Below are 23,126 nucleotides of genomic sequence, written 5' to 3' on the forward strand. Positions count from 1 at the left end.
GTGCAGCGCCGCCCGCGCCAGCAGGCGCGACGAATCGAGCGTCGGCAGCGGCGAGTTCGCATCGTTCACGATCAAGGGGAAGCTCCGTGCATCCGAGGACGACGGCATCGGCACCGTTCGCTTTCAGGCGTGCGATCGCTTCCCGCAGGCAATCTCTCGCCTCGGCCGTAAACACTCCGGCCACCAGCTCGTCCATGATGAGGCGATGGATGCGCTCGCGTGCATCCATGTCGGGCCGCAGACATTCGAGTCCGAGTGCGGCGAGCGCTTCCGGATAGGTGTCGCTCTCGACGAGCCAACGCGTGCCGAGCAGCCCGAGCCGGTGAAATCCGCGTTCGACGGCGCGCGCTGCGACCACCTCGGCGATGTGCAGGCAGGGGCGTGGCAGTCGTGCACGGATGTGCGGCAACGCCTGGTGGATGGTGTTGTCTGGAACGATGAGGAAGTCCGCACCGATTTGCGCGAGCTTGTTCGCGGAGGCCAGCATCAATTCGCTGACTCCGCGCCAGTCGTCGCGCTCGATGCGCTCGACGTAGTCCGCGAGCGAGTGCGTGTGCATCGAGACCTCGGGATGCGCGTGAGTGCCCAAGTGCCGGGGGCCCTCCTCGCAGATCGTCCGATAGCAGAGCGCCGCCCCCTCGGCGGAGCAGGCCACGATTCCGATGTGCCGGGGCATTCGAACCTCCTCGCCTGATACCCCACCTTGCTCGTGGGACTCCAAACGAACGGGGGCGAGCCCCATGGGGCCCGCCCCCTCGCATAGCTCTCGTGTTGCGCTCGTGGCGCAGCGGTCACCGATTCGAACTACTTGAGCGACACCACCCGCGAACGGAACGTCGCACCCGGCACCGTCAAGCGCACCAGGTAGACGCCGGCGCCGAGCTTGGAGCCGCGATCGTCACGTCCGTCCCAGGTCGCCGAGTGCTGGCCGGCGGCGAGCGAACCGTTCGTGAGCGTGCGCACGCGACGGCCCTGGGTGTCGAACAGTTCGAGCGTGGCGAAGCCCGGCTTGGCCAGGCCGAACCGCAGCGTCGTCACGTCGACGAACGGGTTCGGACGACCGGTCGCGAGGAAGTTGATGGAAGGAGTCGGAGGCACTCCCACCTGGCTGTCCCCGTTGACCGTGACCTCGAGCGGCGTGGCAGGACCCCAGTTGCCGGCGGCGTCCTGGCCGCGCACCCACAACGTGTTCAACCCGCTCGAGAGCGAGTTGGTCGGCACACTGGCGGTGACCGCCACCTGCGTGGTTCCGAACGCACCGCTCATCGCGGTTCCGCTGCCGGCCGCGGCAGGTGCCGCACCGACCGACCACTCGGCCGCGACCACGGTTCCGCCGCCGGTTTCGAGATCGCTGATCGAAGCCGAGAGCGTGGCGGCATTCGGAATCAGCATCGGTGCCGGGTTGGCGTTCGGCGAGCCCGCCAGCACCACCGGTCCGGCCGCATCGCCGGCGGCACGGTTGATCGTGAACACCGCGTTGCACTGATCACGGCCGGTGAGACCAGGCGTTCCGTTATCGGTCGCGGCGAGCCGCAGCAGCACGCGCGTCGAGTTCGGAATCGCCGAGATGTCCCAGTTGTAGGACGTCGCACCCGGCACGTTGTTGTCGATCAGGATCCAGCTCGAGCCGGCGTCCAGCGAGTAGTGGAGCGTGCGGTTCGCGACCGAGAAGCCACCGGCCGGCGTGACCGTGTAGTTCACCGTGATGCTGCTGCCGGTGAACACTTCGCCGCCGTTCGGCGCGCTGATCACGACGGACGGACGCGAACGACCGAGCAGGTACTCGATCGACTTGCCGAGCACGTCGGTACGCGACGCGTTGTTCGTCGTCGCCGCGGTGCCGAGGCGGCTCCACTCGTAGAACATGCCGACCAGACGCGAGTTCGCGCCACCCCAGAACGCGTTGCCCGCGGCTCCCTTGGGCAGCGTGCTCTCCCAGCGAATGGCGTCGTTGTCGGGCGGCGCGAAGTTGCTGCGCCACGTGAATGCACCGGTACCGCCGCTGCCGGCCGCGAGGCCGACGTGATCGCCGGCGCCACCGTCACGCAGCGACACGTAGGTGAGGCCGCCAGTGTAGGCACCCGAGATCGGATCGGCCGCGATGCCGTTCTCGAGTGTCCAGTTGAGCGGATCGCTCAGATACGTGGCCTTGAGTCCGGTCGAGAACCACGTCTCGCGCTCCGGGGTGTAGGACGGAGATGCCGGGTCCGCGAGACCCCAGCCGAGATCGTGGCCGCTGATCAGGAAGCGACCGCCGCCTTCGACGAGCGAGTCGATCGCTGCGCGCTGCGTGTCGGAGACCGGAGGGTAGTTGTCCGGACCGGCCTGGAACAGCACCGCGCTGTAGGCGCGCAGGCCGGCCGAGGCATTGCCGACCGTCGGCGGCTCGATGGCGTCGTCCGAGAGGACGTCAAACTCGTAGCCGAGTGTCGTGAGCGCCGTGGTCCACGCCCCGTTTCCGGCGAAGCCCGCGTCACCCAGCATGAGCAATACGTCGCCCGCGCCCTTGGCGGTGAACTGACGGTGCGCCCCGCCGAGGCTGTCGCGGGTCGCACCACCGGTGATCGGCGCCGACTCGACGTCGTAGTTGTAGGTCACGCCGGCCGCGAGTCCGTTCAGCGTCACCGAGTGCGAGGTGCCGTAGCCGGGCGAGGTCGCCGAGGTGAGCAGCGGCGGGCTCACCGAGTACCACACCTTGGAGCTCGCGGCGCGGTCGGTGGTCCAGTCGATGCGCGTCGTGCCAGCCGCCGTCGGCGTGGCGCTGACGTTTGTGATCACCACGTTGCTGCCCGACACCGACGCCTGAGCGTTCAGCGTGGCGGCCGGTGAAGCATCGTTGTAGGTCGCGGTCAGCAGATCGCCCGAGGACACCGACAGCACGCCGTCTGAGGGAGTCGAGAGCGTCGGTGCGATCGGCAGCGTGCCGCGGAAGACGCCGTTCGAACCAGTCAGCGTCGCGACTTCGCCCGCCCCTTCGGTGGTGCTCGAGACGGTGACCGAGATCGGTCCCGACTCGTTGGTGTCGATGACTTCGAGCTCGAGCGTGTCGGTCAGCGCGTACTCGCTGCGATCGAGCGCCAGTGCGCCGGCCGCCTGGCCGACTCCACCGGTGATCACGAGCGCGAACGCCTGCGGACCGAGCGGCACGTTCGGAGCCGCCACGCGCACCGTCCACACTCCGGTCGGCGGCGCGGCAAGGCGGATGTTCTCCTCGACGTTGATCGAGTCACGCGAGCCGCCGGTGGTCGAAGCGCCGGCCGACCACACGTTGCCCTTGTAGCTCGTGACGCCCTGCATGAGCGTCAGGTCGAGGTCGTTGACGATCTGGCGCGCCGAGGCCGGGTGACCCGCGACGTCGGTCCACACCAGCGTGACCTCGAACGGCACCGCGCCATCGACGACGTTGATCTGGTACTCGATGTACTGATCGTCCACAAGGCCTTCGGTCTGATCGACCAGCAGCAGGCGCCGCGTATCGGTGTTGAAGTAGAGCACGTTGTCGGTGTTGATACGGCCCCAGCCCACGTTGTTGTCGGGGGTGGTGAAGCCGGTCACCGCGTTGTCCGCCGAGTTGATCGCCATCGCCTTGAGCAGCGCGGCAGACGGCGAGAAGCCGTTCGCCGGCACCGCGGCACCGGTCGGGTACCAGCCGTCGGCGAGGTACTGGCGCATCAGCGCAATCGCGCCGGTCGTGCTCGGCGTCGCCATCGAGGTGCCGCTCAGCGCCTGATAGGTCGTGTTCGAGGCGCCGTTGGCTGAGAACAGTGAAACGGCCGGAGAGCACAGCGTCGGCTTACGGCGACCGTCCTGCGTCGGTCCGCGACTCGTGCTGGCGTAGATGTTGCCCTGGCTCGCGCCGTTGCCGGTACCGCCGACCGACACGATGTTCTTGGCGCTGGCCGGCGAGCCGACCGATCCCGCGGTTCCCGCGTTGCCGGTCGCGAACATGATCAGGTAGTCCGGGTGAGCCGACATGAACTGATCGGTCTGCATGCAGTTCAGGTCGTACACGCCGCCGTTGGCCGAGCCCCACGAGTTCGAGCTCAGACGCGCCGCGCCACCGGCGTTACCGGTGTAGGACGGCAGAAACAGGTCGTTCAGATCGAGGAACGTTGAGACGCCGTTCGCGAGTGCCGCGCCCGACAGGTCCATGAAGTAGAGCTTGGCGTTCTTCGCCATGCCGTCGCGCGCGGACGCCGCGACCGGATCGTCGCTGCCGACGACCGTGCCGGCGGTGTGCGTGCCGTGGTACGAGGCGCCGGCGTGATCGCCAAACACCACGTTCAAATCGTCCGAGCCAAGCTTGTACGCGATGATCTTGCGGTGGGTCGGGAAGTCGCCGAAGGCCGACAGCGGCACCGCGTTGTCGCGGAACTGATCGTGCGAAGGACGCACGCCGCTGTCCGAGGTCATCACGACCTGGCCGTCACCGCGAATGCCCTGGTCCCACACCCGGCGGCTGTTCGTAACACCGGTCTGCACCACCCACTGCGCGTTGTCATTGAAAAGCTCGAAGCGCGGCGCGTGCTCGATCCACACCAGCTCACCGCGTGCGGCGACCGACGCGATCGACTGATTCGCGATCTCGAAGCTCACGAGTCGGTTCATGCCGTTGTCGCTGGTCTGAACTGAGGTCGCGCCGAGCAGCGCGAGTTCGGTGCTCAGCTCGGCGAGGTTGGCGTCCGGGAACACCTGCGCCTGGAACTTTGCGCGCTCCGGCGAGGTGCGATCGATGCGGGCGCTGACCTTGTAGGCCGGCTCCCAGTCCTGCACCCACGCGGCATTCGTGGCCGGCGCGCGTTCGAGTTCGGCACGCGCCGCTTCGCTCGCGCGTACCAGATACGCGCGCTCGGGCAGGTGCGCGATGATCGCGCCGCCCACCGCGGCGATTCGCGCGCGCGACGCCTCGGCATCGAGTGCGCCGAACTGCACGACGATCGCCTGATTGGCGTTCAGACGCCGGCCACCGAGCGTGCCTGCGATGGTCAGTTCGGTCGGAAGCGAGGGTCTCGCCTGGCCCGGCGTCAGCGTGTAACCGGCCGCCAGCTCGACCGGCCGCAGCCCCAGCGCCTCGGCGCGCTCGAGCCGGCCCATCTGGGACGGCAGCGGACGAGCCGCCGGTGCCACGCGGTTCTGGAAGCGCGGCAGCGGAATGAAGCGACGCACCTCGCTCGAGCGCAGCGCGCCCGTGACGGCGTCGCGAGCGACCACCGCCCAGTACATCGGCTGGTCGCTCTCGACTCGCAAGCCGGTGGCTGCGAACGTCATGCCCTCGCGTCCGGCATTCATGACCGTGAGCCCCTCTTCCGAGGGAATCGCGGTCCAACCGCTGGTCTCGAACGGACGCGTGGACACCACCAGGTTGGCCTGGCCCGCGTCGCGCGGCAGTTCATAGATGAAGCGGATCGAGGATTCGACGGCGCGCTGGCCGTCGAACGGTGCCATGAGTCGAGGGGCAGCCGTCAGATTGGCGCGGTTCGGATTAACCGCCGCGAGGGACGGGGTTCCGAAGGAACTCGCGGCCAACGTGAACGCGAGCAGCGACAGGACGATACGGAGCGGGAGGCGAGGACGCACTGGACAGGTCCTTTCCGTCTTGGGGATCGAGAATCGGCAAGATGCGAAGGCACCCATTGAACCGCGAAATCGTGGCGAAATCTACAGAGAACTGACAGGCGAAGCCGCGGCGGAGTCTCAACTTGAGACACTCGTCGGCCGATGCCCCTCGCGACCTCCTGATTCGACCGCTGGAGGTTCACGGGAGGCGGGTTGTTTCGAGGCGATGAAATCAGGGCCTTGCAGCGCGCGGCGGACGACCAATTCGTGGGTCGCACGCTGAAAATCAGCGGTGTTGCGGGCCTCGGCTTCGGGGCGCTCGCACTTTGGGCCGGCGTCGTTCCACCCGCCGAAAGCGCGCTGTTGGTCGTTGGAGCGGTGCTGGCTGCGGTCGGGCTATGGAATCTCACCGTCCGAGGGCGGATCGGGCTGCTCCTGGCGGCACTCGCCCTCATGGTGGTTGGTCTCTACAACCTGGCGGGCGGTCTGACCGGGGCAGAGGATGCCGCCGGCGCTCCATTGATGTGGCTGGTGGTCGGCTCCCTGCAGATCGCCTGGGGAGTGCGGGGCATCAGGTGGTGGCGGCGCTTTCGCGACCCGCGGGGTGCGCCGTCTACGCCCGAGCTTCGCGCACGAGTCGTCGAGTTGGCGAAAGTGCTGCGCGCAGCGAATCCCGCCACCGAGGCGTGCGTGGTCGTGCTGCGCGTGAGTGGCCTGATTCCTCGCACGCTTCGCATGTGGCTCACGCCCTCGGGGGTGCTGTGCTGCTCGAGAGCGGGCGAGGACCTGATGTTCGCTGAGCGCGATCGCGTGAGCTTCGAGGTCGGCGGGGCCGGTGCAGGCGCCCGCCGCGACGCACGCTCGCGATCCGGTGAGCTGCTCGGCACATTGCGCGCGGAGAGTCGGATCTGGGTCGGGGCGTTGACGGTGGAACACGCGGAGCGTTTGCGGCACTGGCAGGCGCGCGACGTGAGCCCGGCGGCTACTTGGCCCTCATCCGATTGTTCTTCGGGTTGTGCTCGAGCTCTGCGAAGCCCAACACTTCCATCACCGGAGGCACGTAATTCGCGAACCGGCCGCGCAGCCCTTTCTTGAGTCCGTACCAGCCTTTCACCGGATTCGAACGAGAACGGCCCCACGCTTCGACGGTTTCGTCTGCAGCGGGCTTGCCTTCGTCGGCGCTGCCCAACAGCATCCAGTCATTGCGCTTCTTCAACATAGTTCTCAAATCTTCGAGGCATCGTAGGTGGTAGCGCAGCTGAGTGGAACCGACCTGCACCACGAGCGCGGGGGGATCGGCCGCGGGATCCCGGTAGGCTTCGAATGAAGAGCTGCCGGGTGGCGTGGTGAGTATCCACGGGTCGTCTGACGTACCACTTCCTTTCGCTTTGCGGCTGGTGGGCTGCGGCTTCTTCGCGATCGCGGATGCTGGCTTTCTGGTGATCGTCACGGGATGTCTCCTCTTGCGCCCGGCGATCAGTACGCCGGAGCTGCGGAACGGCTCTCGGCTTCTCGTTTGACGTCGCTCGCGAACGCTTCGAAATCGTGCGTGAAGTCAGGCAACCGGCCGGCGATCATTCTGAGCATGCCGCCTGAAAACGTCTCTGACATGGCGAAGGTCGTCGAATCCGCCGACGCCTCGAGGGTGAACGTCCGCACGCCAAGAAACATCGAATTGCCGTCCTCCCACACCATGCGGTGAGGGGCGTCAAACGTGCTGACCTTCAGATTGAACGCACGCTTGGGTGCGACCCTCGAGACCAGTTTCAGCCGCGAACCTTCGGCAATCGTGCCGCCAAGGCTCACGACGGTGCTATTCCATCGGGTGTACTGCGGCGCCTCGGTGAGCACCTGCCAGACAACCTCGGGGGTGGCGGCGATTCGGATCGCGACGCTGTAGTCGAGCGCCCGACTCGACCGTGTCCGCTCGGCCCGACCCGTGACGGGGAGCGTGCCTGGTTCACGAAGCAGTCGGACCGTCGAACAGCCGGAGAGAGACAGCACGAGTAGCGTGAGCACGGCGATACGCGTCTTCATTGATCCTCCCATATTGGTAACGTAATACTTACCAAATGTGCGGCGATCAGGTCAATTTGGATTGTGATATGACTGAAAAGCATTGCCGTTACGCTCAATCGAATGTAACGTTTCGGTTGCCATGACTTCCGTCCTCCACCCCCTCGATGCGCTCGGCAGCCCGGTTCGCCGCGAGATCCTCAGGCGGCTCAGCAGCGGCCCGCTCGCCGTCCATGAACTCGCCTCGCGGTTTTCCGTGAGTCGGCCGGCCATCTCGCGTCACTTGCGCGTTCTGCAGGACGCGGGACTCGTCGAGGTGCGCAGCGCGGGGACCCGCAGCCTCTACTCGGTTCGGCTCAAGGGATTCGAGTCGGCGCGTGCCTACCTCGACGACTTCTGGGGGATCGCGCTCCGCAGACTCGAGGAACGTTCTCGCCGATGATCCGCAAGTCGGTGGTATTGCCGTGTTCGCCCGCACGGGCTTTTGACCTGTGGACGCAGGCCATTTCAGATTGGTGGCCGCTGGAGCGACGCCATACGAATGATCCGAACAGCGAGATCTTCGTGCTGGAGACCGGCCGGTTCTACGAGCGTGCTCGCGACGGGCAGGAGGTGGAACTTGGTCGCGTTCGGAGCTGGCGCCGCGCCGAGGGACTGGATCTCGACTTCTATCCCGGCACCGATGTCGAGCATCCCACTCGCGTCACAGTGACCTTCGCGGCCGAAGGCGAGGCGACGCGAGTTACGGTGGAACATCGGCCCACCGCGGAGAGCGAGGGACTTTGGGATCGACGCTCGCCGCGCTACGCGGAGTCGTGGGACCAGGTGCTGCACTCGCTACTCGGGGCGAGCAAGCCTTAGGTCTCTCTCACGATTCGGGCCGTGCGCACCACTGTCGCTCGCGGTTCCCGGCCTCTGTCAGGTTCAGCGCAAGTACGTCCAGGCTGGACGAGAAACCTGGACTTGATCGATGCACGTCCATTGGTGCCAGCTCCCGGCGCTGGCTCAAGTGATTGGCTCGGGCGCTTCGCTACTCGAGCACCAGCGTGGCGGTTGCCCTTCCCGCACCCGTGCTCACTTGCGCGAATACGATGCCCGCGGGAACGCGACGCCCCGCCTCGTCGCGCCGGTCCCACACGAATTCGGCGCGGCCGTCGATCGCGCGCAATTCGATGCGGCGCAGCACACGGCCAGCGACATCGTGCAACCGCAACCTGATCGGGTGAGCGTCGTGGGTTCGGCCGCCCGCATGCTCGAGTGTGGCGTCGAGCTCGACCGCCAGACGGATCAGGCCGAGCGCGGGCGTCGGCCACGCCGTGACGCGTGGCGCAGCCAGCGCGCGCGAACCTGTGCCGGGAACCGAGACCGCCGAGAACGGCGTCTGGATCGACCACTCGGGGCCGGCCGGCCGCGCGCCACCGGTGCCGAACTTGCGCACGCCGCCGCTCGCACCCCCGCCGGCACTGTCCAGGATCGTGTCGCCTGCGGCTTCGTCGAAGTGCCACAGCGCCGCGGTCGCGGCATCCGCGACGAACGGCGCGACGGGCCGCGCGAATGCACTCGGGTAGCGGAGCACGGTCGAGAAGCGCACCTCGTCGAGCCAGCCGGTGAAGGGCGGATACTGCGCTGCGTCGGCATCGTGCTTCTCGGCGCCGAACACGATGAACGGATCGCTGTTCACACACGGCCCGCCGCAGAAATTTCCAGGCACCCCGTTGTCGGGGTAAGAGAGCAGGCCGTCGGGGCCGTCCTCGTCTGCGACCGGCACGCCGTCCACGTACATCCACAGGTGGCCATCGCTCGAACGCCGCTGCACCGCGATGTGGTGCCACGACCCGTCGAGCACGCTCGCCGCACCGCAGATCGAGCTGCCGCCGAGCGTGGTGCTCACGCCGAAAACCGGAATGCCGGCGCCGATCGCGAGGCCGAACTTGCGGTTCTGCGAGTAGCGATCACGATCCAGCACGATGTTGCCGACGATCCACGCCAGTTCATCGCCGCACGCGGGCGCGGCGGCGGGATTGTCCGCGGCGAATCCGCGCAGCCACAGCTCGATCGTCCAGTCCGAGTCGCCGATGTCGGCCGGCGGGCCGGGCAGACTGGTCGCCGGATCATCGATGCGGACCTTCACGCGATCGATGTCGCCGACCCCGTTGCCATGGAAGCGCAGCGACGAGGCGGCTGCGCTTCCGTGAGGGAGCGTCGCTTCGAACGCGAGCAGCATCACCGCGTGTATGGCGAGTCGGCGGAACACGGCCGCAAGTCTAGCGCTACCCGAGCTTCTTCTGGAACCGCACGGTCGCGAAGCTGAAAAACATCACAGCGAATCCGACCAGCGCGAGCAGTTGCGGCCACAGTTCGGCGAGGCCCACGCCCTTCAGCACCACGCCGCGGATCACCCACAGGAAGTGCGTGAGCGGGAGCAGATTGCCGAGCCAGTTCGCCAGCGGCGGCATGGCCTCGCGCGGGAACATGAAGCCCGAAAGCAGCACGTTCGGCAGCAGGAAGAAGAACGACGACTGCATCGCCTGCGCCTGGGTCTGCGAAAGGGTCGAGATGAAGAGCCCGAGACCGAGACTCGCGACGATGAAGATGAGTGAAGCGCCGTAGACCAGCAGGATGCTGCCGCGAATCGGTACGTGGAACAGCAGATGGCCGAGCCCGAGGATCGCGGTGATCTGCACCACGCCCACGAGCACGTAGGGCGCGATCTTTCCGATCATGATCTCGGCGCGCTGCAGGGGCGTGACGATCAGCTGCTCCATGGTGCCGTGCTCGCGCTCCCTCACCATCGACAGTGCCGTCATCATGATGAGGATGTTCGAGAGGATCATGCCGATGATGCCGGGCACGATGAACAGCGCACTCGCGAGTGCCGGGTTGTAGAGCGGTCGGACCCGCACCTCGATCGGCGTGGTGGCGAGCAGCGAGCCCCCGGCCGAGCGCTCGCGAAGGATCTGAAGACTCGCGCGCTGACCCACCAGTTGCGCGGCGCCGATCGCGGCCTGCGCGGCGGTCGGGTCGCTGGCGTCGACCAGCACCTGGATCGGCGTCGAGCGCCCGCGCTTCAAGTCGTGGGCGTAGTCGCGCGGGATGACGATCGCAGCCCGCGCATGGCCGGCATCGACGCTGCGCTGCGCCGCTTCGTAGGAGCCGACCTGGCCGCGCAATCGGAAGTTGCCGGTGCCGGTGAACTGCTGGACCAGCGCGCGGCTCTGCTGCGTCGCGCTCTCGTCGTAGACCACGGTCGGCAGGTTGCGCACTTCCTGACGGATCGCGAAGCCGAACAGCAGCAGCTGGAACACCGGAATGCCGAGCAGCATCGCGAGCGTGTGGCGATCGCGACGCATCTGGATGAACTCCTTGCGCATGATCGAGCCGAGCCGTTCGCGGTTCACTGCCCCTTCTCCTGCAGCTCGACGAAGATGTCCTCGAGGTTCGCGGCGCGCGGGAATCCGGCCCGCACTTCGGTCGGAGTGCCGAGCGCGATCAACTTGCCGGCCGACAGGAACGCCAGCCGGTCGAAGCGTTCGGCTTCATCCATGTAGTGCGTGGTCACCACGATCGTGGTGCCGTCCGCCGCGAGGCCGCGAATGATCTGCCAGAACAGTCGCCGCGCGGCCGGATCCACACCCGCGGTCGGCTCATCGAGGAACACGACCGGGGGGCGGTGCATGATCGCGCACCCGAGCGCGAGTCGTTGCTTCTGCCCGCCCGACAGCGGCGCTGCGAGTCGCGGTCCCAGTTCCGCCAGATGCATGCGATCGCGCGCCCACGCGATGCGGGCTTCGAGTTCGCGACCGAGTCCGTAGAGCCCGCCATAGAAGCGCAGGTTCTCGTCGACCGTGAGGTCGCGATACAGGCCGAACGCCTGCGACATGTAGCCGATCGAACTCTTGACGCGATCCGGGTCGCGTGCGACATCGAACCCGGCCACCGTCGCTTCGCCCTCGGTCGGCACGAGCAGCGCGCACAGCATGCGGATCGTGGTGGTCTTGCCGGATCCGTTCGGTCCCAGGATGCCGAAGATCTCGCCGGCGTGGATGTCCAGATCGACGTGATCGACCGCGGTGAACGTTCCGAAGCGCCGTACCAGCCCGCGAGCGGAGATCACGACCGGGGCGTCGACGTTCATCGCGTGGCCCGATCCGCGGCGCCGGGAGGCATGAGCGACTGGATGATCGCATCGGCCGGGAGCCCGGCCTTGAGTTCCCCACCGCTCGGGTCGAGCGCGATCTTGACCGCGAACACGATGTTCGCGCGCTCCTCTTCGGTGAGCGCGGCGCGGGGCGTGAACTCGGCGCGACTGCCGATCTCGACCACCCGGCCCGCGTAGCGACGGGGATTCGTGCGGCCGAGCTGGATCTCGGCGGCTGCGCCGCGCCGCACGCGCGTGATGTTCGGAGCCGCGACGTAGACTCGGATCCACAGGCTGTCGGGATTGCCGAGCGTCACGACCGGTTGCCCGGCCTGAACCAGTTCGCCGCGCTCGAAGTTCTTGAGCAGCACCACACCCGAGATCGGTGCGGTGAGCACCAGCTCGTCGACCCGGCTGCGCGCCGCGGCCGCAGTCTCTCGCGCCGCCTGCATGGAGCTGGCGGCGGCCGCGATCGCGTTGCGGCGACTGCCCTCCTCGAGCAGTGTCAGCGCGTGCTGAGTCGAGCCCTCGGTCGCCAGCGCCGCCTCGTAGTTCGAGGACAGGCGTTCGAACTCGGCGGCGGGAATCACGCGATCGGCGAACAGCGTCTTGCCGCGCTCGAACTCGCGCTGCGCCAGATCGCGCCGCGCGGTCGCAGCCGCAGACTGTGCGCGCGCGATGCGGATCTCCTCGGCGCGCGGCCCCACGCTCACGTCGCGCGACTGCGCGGCGGCACGATCGGCGTTCGCGAGCTGGGCGCGAAAGTCGGCCGTGATCTCGCCGCGGTCGAGCACCGCGAGCGTATCGCCGACCGTGACCGAATCACCCTCGTTGACGGTGAGGCGCTTCAGCCGGCCGCCGACCAGCGAGGCCACGTCGGTCTCGTCCATCTCGATCGTGCCGCTGGCATGAACGGCGGCGCCACGATTCTCGCAGCCGGCCGCGACGACACCGAGAGCGAACAGCAGGGCGACTGCGATGCGACGAGCAACCACGCAAGCCTCCTAGAGGGTCTCGAACGGTGACGGAACCGGCTGGTTCGCGGATTCCGCGTGCGGTTCGGCGGCCGGCGTCGGCCGGTGTTCGGGATGCGGATGCGTCGCGTCGGCGACCGCCGGCGCGCTCGTGAAGCGCTTGATCAGCGCGGTCGAACGGGTGCCAAGATCGTCGAGGAACGTGTAGACCACCGGCACCACCACCAGCGTGAGCAGCGTCGAGGTGATGAGGCCGCCGATCACGGCATGCGCCATCGGTGCACGGAACTCGGCGCCCGAGCCGAGTGCCAGCGCGGTCGGCAGCATGCCGAAGATCATCGCGAGCGTGGTCATGACGATCGGGCGCAGTCGCATCTCGCCGGCGTCGACCAGTGCTTCCTCGCGACTCTGACCGCGTTCGCGGGCCGCGTTGACGAAGTCGACGAGCAGGATCGCGTTCTTGGTGACGAGTCCCATCAGCATGATGATGCCGATCATGCTCATGATGTTGAGCGTGCCGCGCGTGAGCGCGAGCCCCATCATCACGCCGATCAGCGACAGCGGGAGCGACAGCATGATCGCGAGCGGCTTGAGGAAACTGCCGAACTGGCTGGCGAGAATGATGTAGAGGAACACCACCGCGAGCGTCAGCGATTCGACCATGAAGCCGATCGTCTCGACGAAGTCGGCCTGCTCGCCACCGAAGTCGAAGCGATAACCGGGTGGCAGCTGCATGGCGCCGAGCCGATCCTGAATGTCCTTCACCACGTCGGTCAGCGGCCGTCCCTGGTAGTTGCCCTCGATCGTCACCACGCGCTCGAGCTGCTGGCGATCGATCTGAGCCGGCGCACCGTCGCGACGCAGCCGCGCGACCTGCTGCAGCGGCACCATCACCGGCGCACCGCTGCGCGGATCGATCTGAGAGGTCGCGATCGGAACGCGCGCCAGATCGTCTCCTGAGCTGCGGAACTCGGGCGCCAGCCGTACTCGCACGTCGTGCGAGAGTCCGGTGGGATCCTCCCAGTCGCCGGCCTTCTCGCCCGAGAGAATCGGCCGCAAGGCAGCACCGATCTGCCCGACCGACAGGCCGACCTCGGCCGCGAGGCCGCGATCGACATCGATCACGAACTCGGGTTTGCGACCCTCGAGCGAAGACTTGAGCTCGACGAGGCCTGGCACGTCGCGCACCTTGGCGAGCGCCTGGTCCGAGATCTTCTGCAGCGTCGCCAGGTCGGGCCCGTTCAGATTGAGCACGATCGGCGCCTGCGATCCGCCGACTGCGCCGAGCTGAAGGATGCGCCCCGTCACGCCCTGCAACGTGACGAGCGTCTTGCGCAGGTCGGTCTCGAACGCTTGCTGCGACAGCTTGCGTTCGTGCTTGGGTTTCATCTGCACGTAGACCTGGCCGCGATGGATCGCACCGTTCTGCTGCGATCCACCGACACTCAGATAGGTGCGCAGCACCTCGGGACGCGCATCGAGCAGCTTCTGGATCTCGAGTCCGCGACCGATCGTGTAGTCGATCGACGAGCCGACCGCTGTCTCGAAGCCGACCAGCGTGCGCTCCTCGTCGGACTTGGGCATGAACTCACCGCCGACCAGTCCGACCGCCGGCATCACGAACGCACCGATCAGCGCGAGTGCCGCGATCCCGAGTGTGACCATGCGGTGGCGCAGCGCCCACTGGATCACTCCACGGTAGCGCCGACCGAGTCCGTGGAAGCCGTCGTTGAAGCGTTTGAGCAGCTTGCCGACCGGTCCGGTCGGGGGATGGCCCTCGGCCTGCGGGTCGTACCACTTGCTCGAGAGCATCGGATCGAGCGTGAACGAGACGAACAGCGACACCATCACGGCGAATGCGACCACGATGCCGAACTGGTAGAAGAACTTGCCGACGATGCCACCCATGAACGCGACCGGCACGAACACCGCGACGATCGAGAGCGTGGTCGCGATCACCGCGAAGCCGATCTCGGCGGTACCGCGACTCGCGGCGGTCAGGTGGTCCTCGCCGCGCTCGACGTGGCGCACGATGTTCTCGCGCACCACGATCGCGTCGTCGATCAGGATGCCGATCACCAGCGACAGCGCCATGAGCGTCATGGTGTTGAGCGTGAATCCGAACGCGTAAAACGCCAGGAACGACGCGATCACCGAGACCGGCAGCGTGAGGCCGGTGATCACGGTCGAGCGCCACGAGTTGAGGAAGATGAAGACGATCAGCACGGTGAGGATCGCTCCCTCGACCAGCGTCTTCTGCACATCCTCGACGGAATTGCGGATCCACACCGAGTTGTCCTGGATCGGTGCGAGCTGAGCACCGCGCGGCAGCTCCGAGTTGAGCCGCGCTACCCGCTCGGCGAGGCCGTCGGCGATCTCGACCGTGTTGCCACCCGAGACCTTGCGGATTTCGATCGCGACCGCGCGCTCGCCGTTCACGAACGCGGCGTCGCGCACCTCTTCCTGTGCGTCCTCGATGCGCGCCACCTGTCCGAGTCGCACCGGGATGCCGCCACGCACCGACACCACGATGCGCTCGAAGTCCTTCGGATTGGCGATGCGGCCCTTCACGCGCACCAGGTCCTCTCGCGACCCGCGCTCGACGCGGCCCGCCGGCATGTCGGTGTTCTCGCGCTGTACGGCCGCCACCACCATGTCGGGAGAGACCTGCAGCGCCTGCATGCGATCCGGCAGGAGCAGCACCTGGACCTCACGCCGCACCCCGCCGACCACCGAAACGCTGCCGACCCCCGGCACGTTCTGAAGCCGCCGACTCACCGTCTCCTCGGCGAGCGTGGTGAGATCGCGAAGCGTCCAGCCCGCACCGCGCAGCGAGTAGGTGAGGATCGGCGTGGCGCCGGCATCGAAGCGGTCGATCACCGGAGCTTCGATCGCGGCGGGCAGTTCGGGCCGCACGCGATCGATGCGCGAGCGGACGTCGGCGACCGCGTCCATGACCTTGGTCTTGAGCTGGAATTCGATGTAGATGGACGAGAAGCCTTCGTTCGAGACCGAGGTGATCTTCTTGACGCCTTCGATCGAGTTGACCGACTCCTCGATCTTCTTGGTGACCTCGCGCTCGACCGCCTCGGGCGAGGCTCCGGAGTATTCGGTCGAGATGCTGACGAACGGGAACTCGACCTCGGGCCACAGGTCGACCGACAGGCGCCGATACGAGAACACCCCGAGCGTCACGAGCGCCACGATCATCATGGTCGCGAGCACCGGACGCTTGATGGAGAGATCGCTCAGGAACATGGCTCAGTGCCCCCCTGCGGCCGCCGGGCCGGCCGGCTGCGCCGCATTCGAATCCGCAGCGTCGCCGCCGACTCCCGAGAGCGTCACGCGCGCACCCGGGATCAGGCCCCCCAGCGGGCCGATCACCACGCGCGCGCCGGCGGCCAGACCCGAGACGATCTCGACGCGGTCCTGTGCTTCGTCGCGCACTCCGGTCCGCACCGCGTGGCGCGCCAGCGTTCCGTTCGCGACCGTCATCACCCACAGACTGTCGCCGTCGCCGCGAACCGCCGCGAGCGGCACCGCGAGTGCCCGCTCGACGCGCTCGGTCACCACCGCACCGCTCGCATACAGGCCGCCGACCAGCTTTCCGTTTGCGTTCGGCACCCGTACGTAGATCTTCAACTGGCGCGTCGCCGGATCCACCGCGGCATTCACGCGCGCGACCTTGCCCTCGATCGGCGCGCCGCTCCAGCCGCTTACCGACAGCCGCACGGTCGAGCCCGGACGTACGCGCAGCGCGGTCTCGCTCGGCACCGTCGCCTCGAAGTCGAGTTCGGACGTGTTGACGACGTGGAACATCGGATCGCCGTCGGCCGGCCGATCGCCGGCCTCGACGAAGCGCTGCGACACCACGCCCGAGACCGGCGCCCGCACCACCGACTCCTCGAGCTGCTTGTTCGCGTGCGCCGCCTGCGCCTCGGCCGAACGCCAGTTCGCGAGTGCCGCTTCGACTTCACGCTTTGCGACAGCACCCGCTTTGTAGAGGTTCTCGTAGCGTTCGTGATCGGCGCGGCTCATCTCGAGCGCCGCGCGCGCGCTCGCCGCCGCGGGGGCCAGCGTGCCGGTGCGAAAGCGCGCCAGCACGGCGCCGCGAGCGACCGACTGACCCTCGCGCACCGGCACCGACTCGATCACCTCGGTCAGCGGCGCGGTGATGTTCACGTCGACGGCGGGCTGCAACGTTCCCGAGACCGGCACCCCGGCCGTGAGCTCGATGAGTTCGGCGCTCGCGAGATCGGCGTCCGAGAGCCGCAGCGGCGTCGCGGCGTCGACGCCGGATGAGGAGCTGCCGCCGTGGCCGCAGCTGGTGAGCAGCAGCCCGGCGAACAGCGCCGCGATCGGAATCGAGAGGCGGGAAGTCATCAGGGAGTCTCCTCGAGCAGGCGGGGCAGATCGTCGATCGAAGCCTCGCGGGTCGCAATCGGGCGGCCAAGCGCGTGCTCGAGCCCCGCCAGAGCGACGCGGTAGTCGCGCAGTGCCTCGGCCTCGTTGGCGCGGCTCTGAAGCATGCGCAGGCGGGCGTCCGAGACTTCGAGCTGGGTCGAGAGCCCGTTCTCGTAGCGCACTCGCGCCAGCTCGTGTGCACGGGTCGCGAGCGCCACGGTGCCACGCCGCGCCGCGAGTGCCGCGAGCGAACGCGCCACTTCGTCGCGCGAGCGTTCGAACTCGATCGCGACCGACTGACGGGTCTGATCGCGCTCGATCTCGGCCTGGCGCAGCTCGGCGCGCGCGCGGTGCACCGCGCCGAACACTCGCCCGCCGAGGAAGATCGGGAACTCGAGCTTGGCGCTCGCTTCCACGTTGCGGGCGAACTGATCGCGGTCGGGCCACGGATCGGTCGGGAACGCCTGATGCGAGACGGTGCCGGACGCACTCAGCGTCGGCCATCCGGCGCCGACCTCGAAGCGCTCACAGATCCCGCGCGCGCGCCGTCGAAGTCGAGCGGGCTCGTGAGCCGCACGCGACGGGCGGGGGAGATCTGAAGCTGGCGGCCCAGCTCGAGCAGCGCGGCAGCGTGCGAGTTGCGCGCACCGACCAGCGTGGGCTCGGCATTGCGCGCATCGACGCGGGCCTGCAGCAGGTCGTACTCGGCGCGCTGGCCCTGGCGCTGGCGCAGCTCGACGTCGCGCTCGTAGGCGCGCGCCTGCGTGAGCCCTTCGGTCGCGATCGTCACGAGTTCCGCTCGATAGGCCGCCTCGAAGTAAGCACGGTGCACCGACAGGCGAACGTCCTCCTCGGTCTGGCGGCGCGACGCATCGTTCGAACGCTCGAATGCGCGCGCGGCGCGCAGGGCACCCCACACACGCGGCGAGAACAGGATCTGCGAGCCCGTCACATCGAGGTTCCAGCTGTGGACCGCGGCGAACGAGCTGTTGCGGAACAGATCGCCGAACGTGGTGTCGGTATCGAGCCCGCGAAAGATCGAGTCGAAGCGCCGCGTGTAGCCGGCCGCGGCCGAGATTTGCGGCAGCGCCTGACTGGTCGCTTCGCGCACCTGTCCGCGGGCCTGTTCGAGCCGTGCCTTCGCGAGTGCCAGCTCGGGCCCGTTCGCGAGCGCGATTCGCACCGCCTCCTCGAGCGACAGCGCGAGCGAGTCGGTACGGGCGAGTGCTTCGTCGGCGCGCACGGGCAGCGCGACTTCGAGGCCGCCGATGGCGAACGCCGCGCCGAGCACCAGCGCACCCGCCGTGACGCGCTTGCCGCGCGCCGCGCTCATCGCGCGCCCGCCGCGAGTCCGTCGAGCGCGATCGACATGCGCGCCTGGATCTCGGTCTTGAAGTCGAACAGCTCGGGACAGTGCAGCCACACTAGCATGGTCATGAAGAACACGCCACGCAGCACGTAGGTGAGCCGCTCGACCGGAACGTCGGAGCGGAACTCGCCGCGCTCGCAACCCTGCTGCACCAGTCGCCCGACCGAGCTTTGCACCCGCTCGTTGATGTTGATCGCGTCCTCGAGCGAGCCGCGCAGCAGTTCGACGATCGAGTGACGGTGGAGCGCGGGATCCGCGGCATGTTGCTGCGCGCCGAACGCGAAGGTGTCGAGCAGCTTCTCGCGCACCGGGCGCGCGTCGTCGATCAGACCGTCGACGAACTGTTCGAGCCCTTCGACCTGGCGTTCGCAGATCACCGCGAGCGCGGCTTCCTTGCGCGGGAAGTAGTTGAAGAAGGTGCCCTTGGCGACGTCAGCCGCGGCGACGATCTCGTCGACCGTCGTGGCGTCGAAGCCCTTCTGATCGAACAACTGCAATGCCGCCTGATTGATGCGCTCGCGAGTTTCGTCCTTCTTGCGCTCGCGGCGTGAGATCTCGACCGGGTTCATGCGCTTCTCCGGGGTTCGGATTGAAGAGTGACCGGCCCCATTTATGACTGAAGTCGCAGTTTTGTTGCATGAAATTTCTGACCTAAGTCATAGTTTGCAAATTCATGACCATAGCGACTTTAGAAACCGAGGCTCAACTCCACCGACCAGGCTCGGGTCGCACCCACGATCAGATGAGGCACGAGCGCTCCGGCGGCGTCGTAGTCGAGATAGCCCGAGGTCGAGTAGCGCCTGTCGAGAAGGTTTCGCACCTGCAGTCCGACCGAGACCCAAGAGCCGCCTCCGCGTTCGAAGCGTCGCGCCGCGCTGGCATCGAGCAGCGTGCACGGCTCGATCGAAACGGCGCGCGACTCGGTGTTGTCGACGAAGATTCGCCCGACGTGCTGCGCAGCCAGAGACACGCTCGCGCCGGCCCATTCGGCCCGCAGCTCGGCGTGGGCGGTGGTCGAAGGCTGAAAGCCGATCGCATTGCCGTCGTAGCGCAGCGTGTCGCCGGGTGCCGTGCCGTAGACCTCGCGGTACTCGTCGAAGTGATGGTCGGCGACCGAGAGGTTCGCCGCGGCGACCAGCGCGAGCGGCCGGCCGGCCGGCCGCGCCGGAGTCGTCCAGGCTCCGTGCGCTGCGAGTTCGACGCCCTGATGAACCGAGCGCGCGGCATTGCCGATCGTCGAGTAGCCGAGATCGGTGTTGAACTGCCCGGCGAACACCAGCTCGTCTTCGAAGTCCATTCGGTAGAGGTTCGCGCTCAGTTCGAGCGCGGCGCCCGGCCGCCACCGTGCACCGGCCTCCCAGTCGGTGACGCGCTCGGGCCTGACGAGCGGATCGCGGTAGACGCCATTCGAGATGTCGATCGTGCCGTAGAGGGGCACGCTTCCGACGCCCTCGGCGTCGAACAGATCGCGAAGTGCCGGCTCGCGGCGCGCGTGCGCGGCACTGGCGAACAGGTCGAGCCGGGGTGTAACCCGCCAGTGAACACCGGCGCGCGGGATCGCGAAGTCGTAGGGTTGATCGAAGCGGATGCCGTCGAATCGATCGCCGCGCATGGCGTAGTCGGCATGCCGCCACGCGAGGTCGAAGGTCGCATCGAGTTGCGCGTTCACCGTCCATTCGGTGCGCGCGAACACGCCCGCGGCGAGCGTGCGCGGGTGGTAGTCGTAGTACGTGTGGCCCGGAGCGAAGCCCGGAACGCCGCCGGCGGACAGCAGCGAGCCTACATGCCGACCGTCGTGCGCGCGCAGCTCGCCACCCACGGTCACCGCGACGCGGCCACGCTCGATGCGTGCGCGTGGCACCCACCCGTAGTGGCGGTTCTTCACCTCGCGCCGCCTCACCAGGTCGAAGCGTTCGACGCGGAAGCGGCCGAGCGAGTCCTGCACCAGCGTGCCGCCGCCGTCCTGCGCGTAGTAGTCGCGCGGCGCGAGCGTCGAGTCCGAGGTGCTCCAGGGCGCCAGGCGATAGTCGGCCAGCGAGCGCCCGAAGCGCTGCTCGTCGTAGTAGCCCTCGCCGTCGAAGTAAAAGAGCGTTTGTGTGAACGAGGTTCGAGGCGTCGGAGTCCAGGTGTGAATCAGCTCGTAGTGGGGCTCGAAGAAGTGATCGCGCTCGCCCGCGAAGCGGATGGGATTGAAGCGCCGATCGCGTTCCACATCGCCGCTCACCCGCCCTTCGAGATAGTCGGCGGGAACGCCGAGATAGGCGAGATGCGTCTGTTCGGGGCCGCCGTAGACGCTCGCTCGCAGCGTGTGATGGCCCGCGGTACGGCGCGCGGCGAACAGGAACGACCACAGCTTCGAGTCACTCAACTCGCGATAACCGGCGGTCTCGATTCGCGAATAGCGGCCATAGAGATTCCAGCCGCCGTCGAGTTCTCCCGAACCCATTTCTGCCGAGACGCGACGCGTGTCGAACGAACCGAGTGCGGCGCGCAAGCCGAGTGTGCGCTCGATCGTGAACGGTGAGGTCTCGAGGTGGACGCTGCCGCCCATCGACGCAGCGCCGTAGAGTGCCGAGCCGACGCCGCGCTGCACCTCGACGCGTGAGGTGGAAGCGAGCAGGTCCGGATGATCGATCCAGTAGACCTCGTGCGACTCGGGGTCGTTGAGCGGCACACCATTGACGAGCACGCTGATGCGGCGCTGCGGAAAGCCGCGGATCGACAGGTAGGAGTAACCAATGCCGTTGCCGGCATCCGAGTACGCGTAGACGCCCGGCAGGTGCGCGAGCTGCATCGGTGTGTCGAGCCCCTGATTGCGGCGCCGGATCTCGTCGCGCGTCATGATCGAGCGAGCCTGGGGTGCCCGGTCACCGGGTGAAGCGGTGCTGACTTCGATACCCGGCAGCGGCACCACACGGTCGAGCGTGTCGGGGGAGTCGGCGCGTGCGGCAGTCGCCCCGCCGAGCGCGAGCACGCATCCGATCAGCATCGCGACGCGCGGCGCCATTCGCGCCGAGGTGAGGCGGCGCACGACATGCCCGACGAGATAGCAGAGCAGCGAAGTGCCGAGCCCGGCGTAGATCGGCTCGAGACCCAACGGATAGCGCGCGCCGGGACCGCTCAGGTTGTGCACCAGCACCCACACGGTCGTGACCACCAGGGGTGCGGCCATCGCGAACGCGGTCGCACGCGGGCCGAGCCGCCAGCGTCCGAGCAGCGCGGTGCCGACCGGCGCGAGCATCGCCGGAGCGGTGATCGAGCCGAGGTCGCGCCACAAGTCGATCACGCTGCGGCTCGCGATCGCGAGCGCGGTCGCGAAGCCGGCCGCGAGCCACAGTCCGAGGTTGCTGTAGAACGGAATCCGCGACTCGTCGCGCTCGCCACGCAGCCGCCACATCACGTCGCGCCCGATGGTGGTGGCGGCGATGAAACCGTAGGAGTCGATGGTGCTCATCACGGTCGCGATCATCGACAGGAAAAACAGGCCGAGCAGGCCCGGCGGCAACACGAGCTTCGCGAGTTCCGGAAACGCCAGCACCGGGTTGGTCAGGTCGGGCAACAGAGCGCGCGCGTAGATCGCGCAGAACGTGGTCATGAAGTCGAACACGGCCCAGCACCCGATCGAGATCAGAACGCCATTGCGCGCCACGCCGGGGTCACGGGCTGCATAGGCGCGTTGCCAGAACGCCGGCTCGACCAGGGTTCCGAGCGCGATCACGTACCACACGAAGATCGCGCTGGGTGGATTGCCGCCGTGCCACGTGAAGTGTTCGACCGGAACGCGCGACGGCAGCGAGGCGAGTCCGCCGTGACGTGCCACCAGCGTCACGAGCAGCACCGCGAAGCCCGCGAACATGAGGCCGAACTGGACCTGGTCGGTCAGCACCACGGTGCGCAGTCCGCCGCGCTGGATGTAGAACAGTGAGGTGAGTGCCGCCGCGATGATGCATGGCACCACGGGAAGGCCGAACATCGCGGAGTAGAGGGTGCCGAGCATCAGCACGTAAGCCGCCGGCGCCGAGCCGACGAACACGGCGAGCGCGCCGATCAGCGACGGGGTTCGCCCGTACGTGCGCTCGAGCAGATCGGGCAACGTGAAGAGTTCGGTCTGTCGTGCGCGCTTCGCGAACCACAATGCGAACAGCAGCGCGCCGATGTAGTACGGCACGCCGAACACCAGCCAGTTCGAGATGCCGAAGCGAAATCCGTACTCGCCGACGCCCAGGATGCCGCCGTACCAGGTCGCGACGAGGGTGGCGACGAACGCGGGAAGCGTGACGCGGCGTCCCGCGACCAGATAGTCGAGCGTGCCGCGTGCGCGCCCTTCGGGACGCAGCCACACCACGACGAGAAATGCGACGTAGGCCGCCAGCAGCGCCCAGTCCACCCAGTGGGTGCTGAACAATCGTCTCTCCGCACGAGGGCGGCGTGAAGGCAAGCGGAGAGTCCCGATTGTCTTCGCCGTTTCCCTACGCTGGTTTGAGCCAGATCAGGTTCGAAGGGTGTCATCTCAGGCCGGCATGTCTCCGCCGACCACCCCCAACGACGATGCCGCTTTCGCGGACGCGCGCAGTCTGCTCCGAGGCGGGCTGCGAGATCAAGTGCGCTGTGGCATTCTCGCCGCGCGCCATCGCATCGACGTGATGGTCCAACGCTTCGGTCCCACGGA

Annotated in this window: 15 protein-coding genes, 1 pseudogene and 1 riboswitch; of the genes and pseudogenes, 2 read left to right on the forward strand and 14 right to left on the reverse strand. The window is 67.6% G+C overall.

Going from position 1 to position 23,126, the window contains the following annotated elements; genetic code table 11:
• From HOP12_10720 to HOP12_10735, 4 genes and pseudogenes are all read right to left on the reverse strand, one after another.
• Positions 1-676: pseudogene (locus HOP12_10720) on the reverse strand (amino acid racemase).
• Positions 677-804: 128 nt separating this feature from the next.
• On the reverse strand, positions 805-5,577 hold the full coding sequence (locus HOP12_10725; GenBank protein ID NOT34626.1) for a S8 family serine peptidase: 4,773 nt from the start codon (positions 5,575-5,577) through the stop codon (positions 805-807).
• 961 nt (positions 5,578-6,538) lie between these two features.
• A complete protein-coding gene (locus HOP12_10730; protein NOT34627.1) occupies positions 6,539-6,976 on the reverse strand; it encodes a hypothetical protein in 438 nt (145 codons plus the stop codon).
• A gap of 56 nt (positions 6,977-7,032) precedes the next feature.
• Positions 7,033-7,593 (reverse strand): SRPBCC domain-containing protein, encoded by a 561-nt coding sequence (locus HOP12_10735; GenBank protein ID NOT34628.1) that lies wholly within the window; start codon positions 7,591-7,593, stop codon positions 7,033-7,035.
• A gap of 121 nt (positions 7,594-7,714) precedes the next feature.
• On the opposite strand from HOP12_10735, the gene HOP12_10740 reads away from it, so the two are divergent.
• Both HOP12_10740 and HOP12_10745 read left to right on the forward strand, forming a co-directional pair.
• Positions 7,715-8,014 carry a winged helix-turn-helix transcriptional regulator gene (locus tag HOP12_10740; GenBank protein NOT34629.1) on the forward strand — a complete coding sequence of 100 codons (300 nt, stop codon included), beginning with the start codon at positions 7,715-7,717 and terminating at the stop codon, positions 8,012-8,014.
• Positions 8,011-8,433: an ATPase gene (locus HOP12_10745; protein NOT34630.1), complete on the forward strand. Its 423-nt coding sequence runs from the start codon at positions 8,011-8,013 to the stop codon at positions 8,431-8,433. The genes HOP12_10740 and HOP12_10745 overlap by 4 nt, the downstream gene beginning before the upstream one ends.
• A 169-nt stretch (positions 8,434-8,602) precedes the next feature.
• Here HOP12_10745 and HOP12_10750 read toward each other — a convergent pair whose 3' ends face one another.
• The 10 genes from HOP12_10750 to HOP12_10795 form a co-directional block, all read right to left on the reverse strand.
• A complete protein-coding gene (locus HOP12_10750) occupies positions 8,603-9,826 on the reverse strand; it encodes a hypothetical protein (GenBank protein NOT34631.1) in 1,224 nt (407 codons plus the stop codon).
• Between the two features lie 16 nt (positions 9,827-9,842).
• A complete protein-coding gene (locus HOP12_10755) occupies positions 9,843-10,943 on the reverse strand; it encodes an ABC transporter permease (protein ID NOT34632.1) in 1,101 nt (366 codons plus the stop codon).
• A gap of 23 nt (positions 10,944-10,966) precedes the next feature.
• Positions 10,967-11,707: an ABC transporter ATP-binding protein gene (locus HOP12_10760; protein NOT34633.1), complete on the reverse strand. Its 741-nt coding sequence runs from the start codon at positions 11,705-11,707 to the stop codon at positions 10,967-10,969.
• Positions 11,704-12,705: an HlyD family efflux transporter periplasmic adaptor subunit gene (locus HOP12_10765; GenBank protein NOT34634.1), complete on the reverse strand. Its 1,002-nt coding sequence runs from the start codon at positions 12,703-12,705 to the stop codon at positions 11,704-11,706. Before HOP12_10765 ends, HOP12_10760 begins: the two co-directional genes overlap by 4 nt.
• Positions 12,706-12,714: 9 nt before the next feature.
• Positions 12,715-15,942, reverse strand: coding sequence for an efflux RND transporter permease subunit (locus HOP12_10770; protein ID NOT34635.1), 3,228 nt, complete (start codon positions 15,940-15,942; stop codon positions 12,715-12,717).
• Between the two features lie 3 nt (positions 15,943-15,945).
• The gene (locus HOP12_10775; protein NOT34636.1) at positions 15,946-17,067 is read right to left on the reverse strand and encodes an efflux RND transporter periplasmic adaptor subunit; all 1,122 of its coding nucleotides are present in this window, start codon (positions 17,065-17,067) and stop codon (positions 15,946-15,948) included.
• Positions 17,067-17,504: a TolC family protein gene (locus HOP12_10780; GenBank protein NOT34637.1), complete on the reverse strand. Its 438-nt coding sequence runs from the start codon at positions 17,502-17,504 to the stop codon at positions 17,067-17,069. The genes HOP12_10775 and HOP12_10780 overlap by 1 nt, the downstream gene beginning before the upstream one ends.
• A gap of 74 nt (positions 17,505-17,578) precedes the next feature.
• Positions 17,579-18,421, reverse strand: a complete 843-nt coding sequence (locus tag HOP12_10785) for a TolC family protein (protein ID NOT34638.1) — start codon at positions 18,419-18,421, stop codon at positions 17,579-17,581.
• The gene (locus HOP12_10790; GenBank protein NOT34639.1) at positions 18,418-19,026 is read right to left on the reverse strand and encodes a TetR/AcrR family transcriptional regulator; all 609 of its coding nucleotides are present in this window, start codon (positions 19,024-19,026) and stop codon (positions 18,418-18,420) included. Before HOP12_10790 ends, HOP12_10785 begins: the two co-directional genes overlap by 4 nt.
• Positions 19,027-19,145: 119 nt before the next feature.
• Positions 19,146-22,862 carry a TonB-dependent receptor gene (locus HOP12_10795; protein ID NOT34640.1) on the reverse strand — a complete coding sequence of 1,239 codons (3,717 nt, stop codon included), beginning with the start codon at positions 22,860-22,862 and terminating at the stop codon, positions 19,146-19,148.
• Positions 22,863-22,906: 44 nt separating this feature from the next.
• A riboswitch (TPP riboswitch) is annotated at positions 22,907-23,008 on the reverse strand.
• Positions 23,009-23,126 lie beyond the last annotated feature (118 nt).

This window comes from Candidatus Eisenbacteria bacterium, assembly GCA_013140805.1.
Taxonomy (GTDB): Bacteria; Eisenbacteria; RBG-16-71-46; order RBG-16-71-46; family RBG-16-71-46; genus JABFRW01.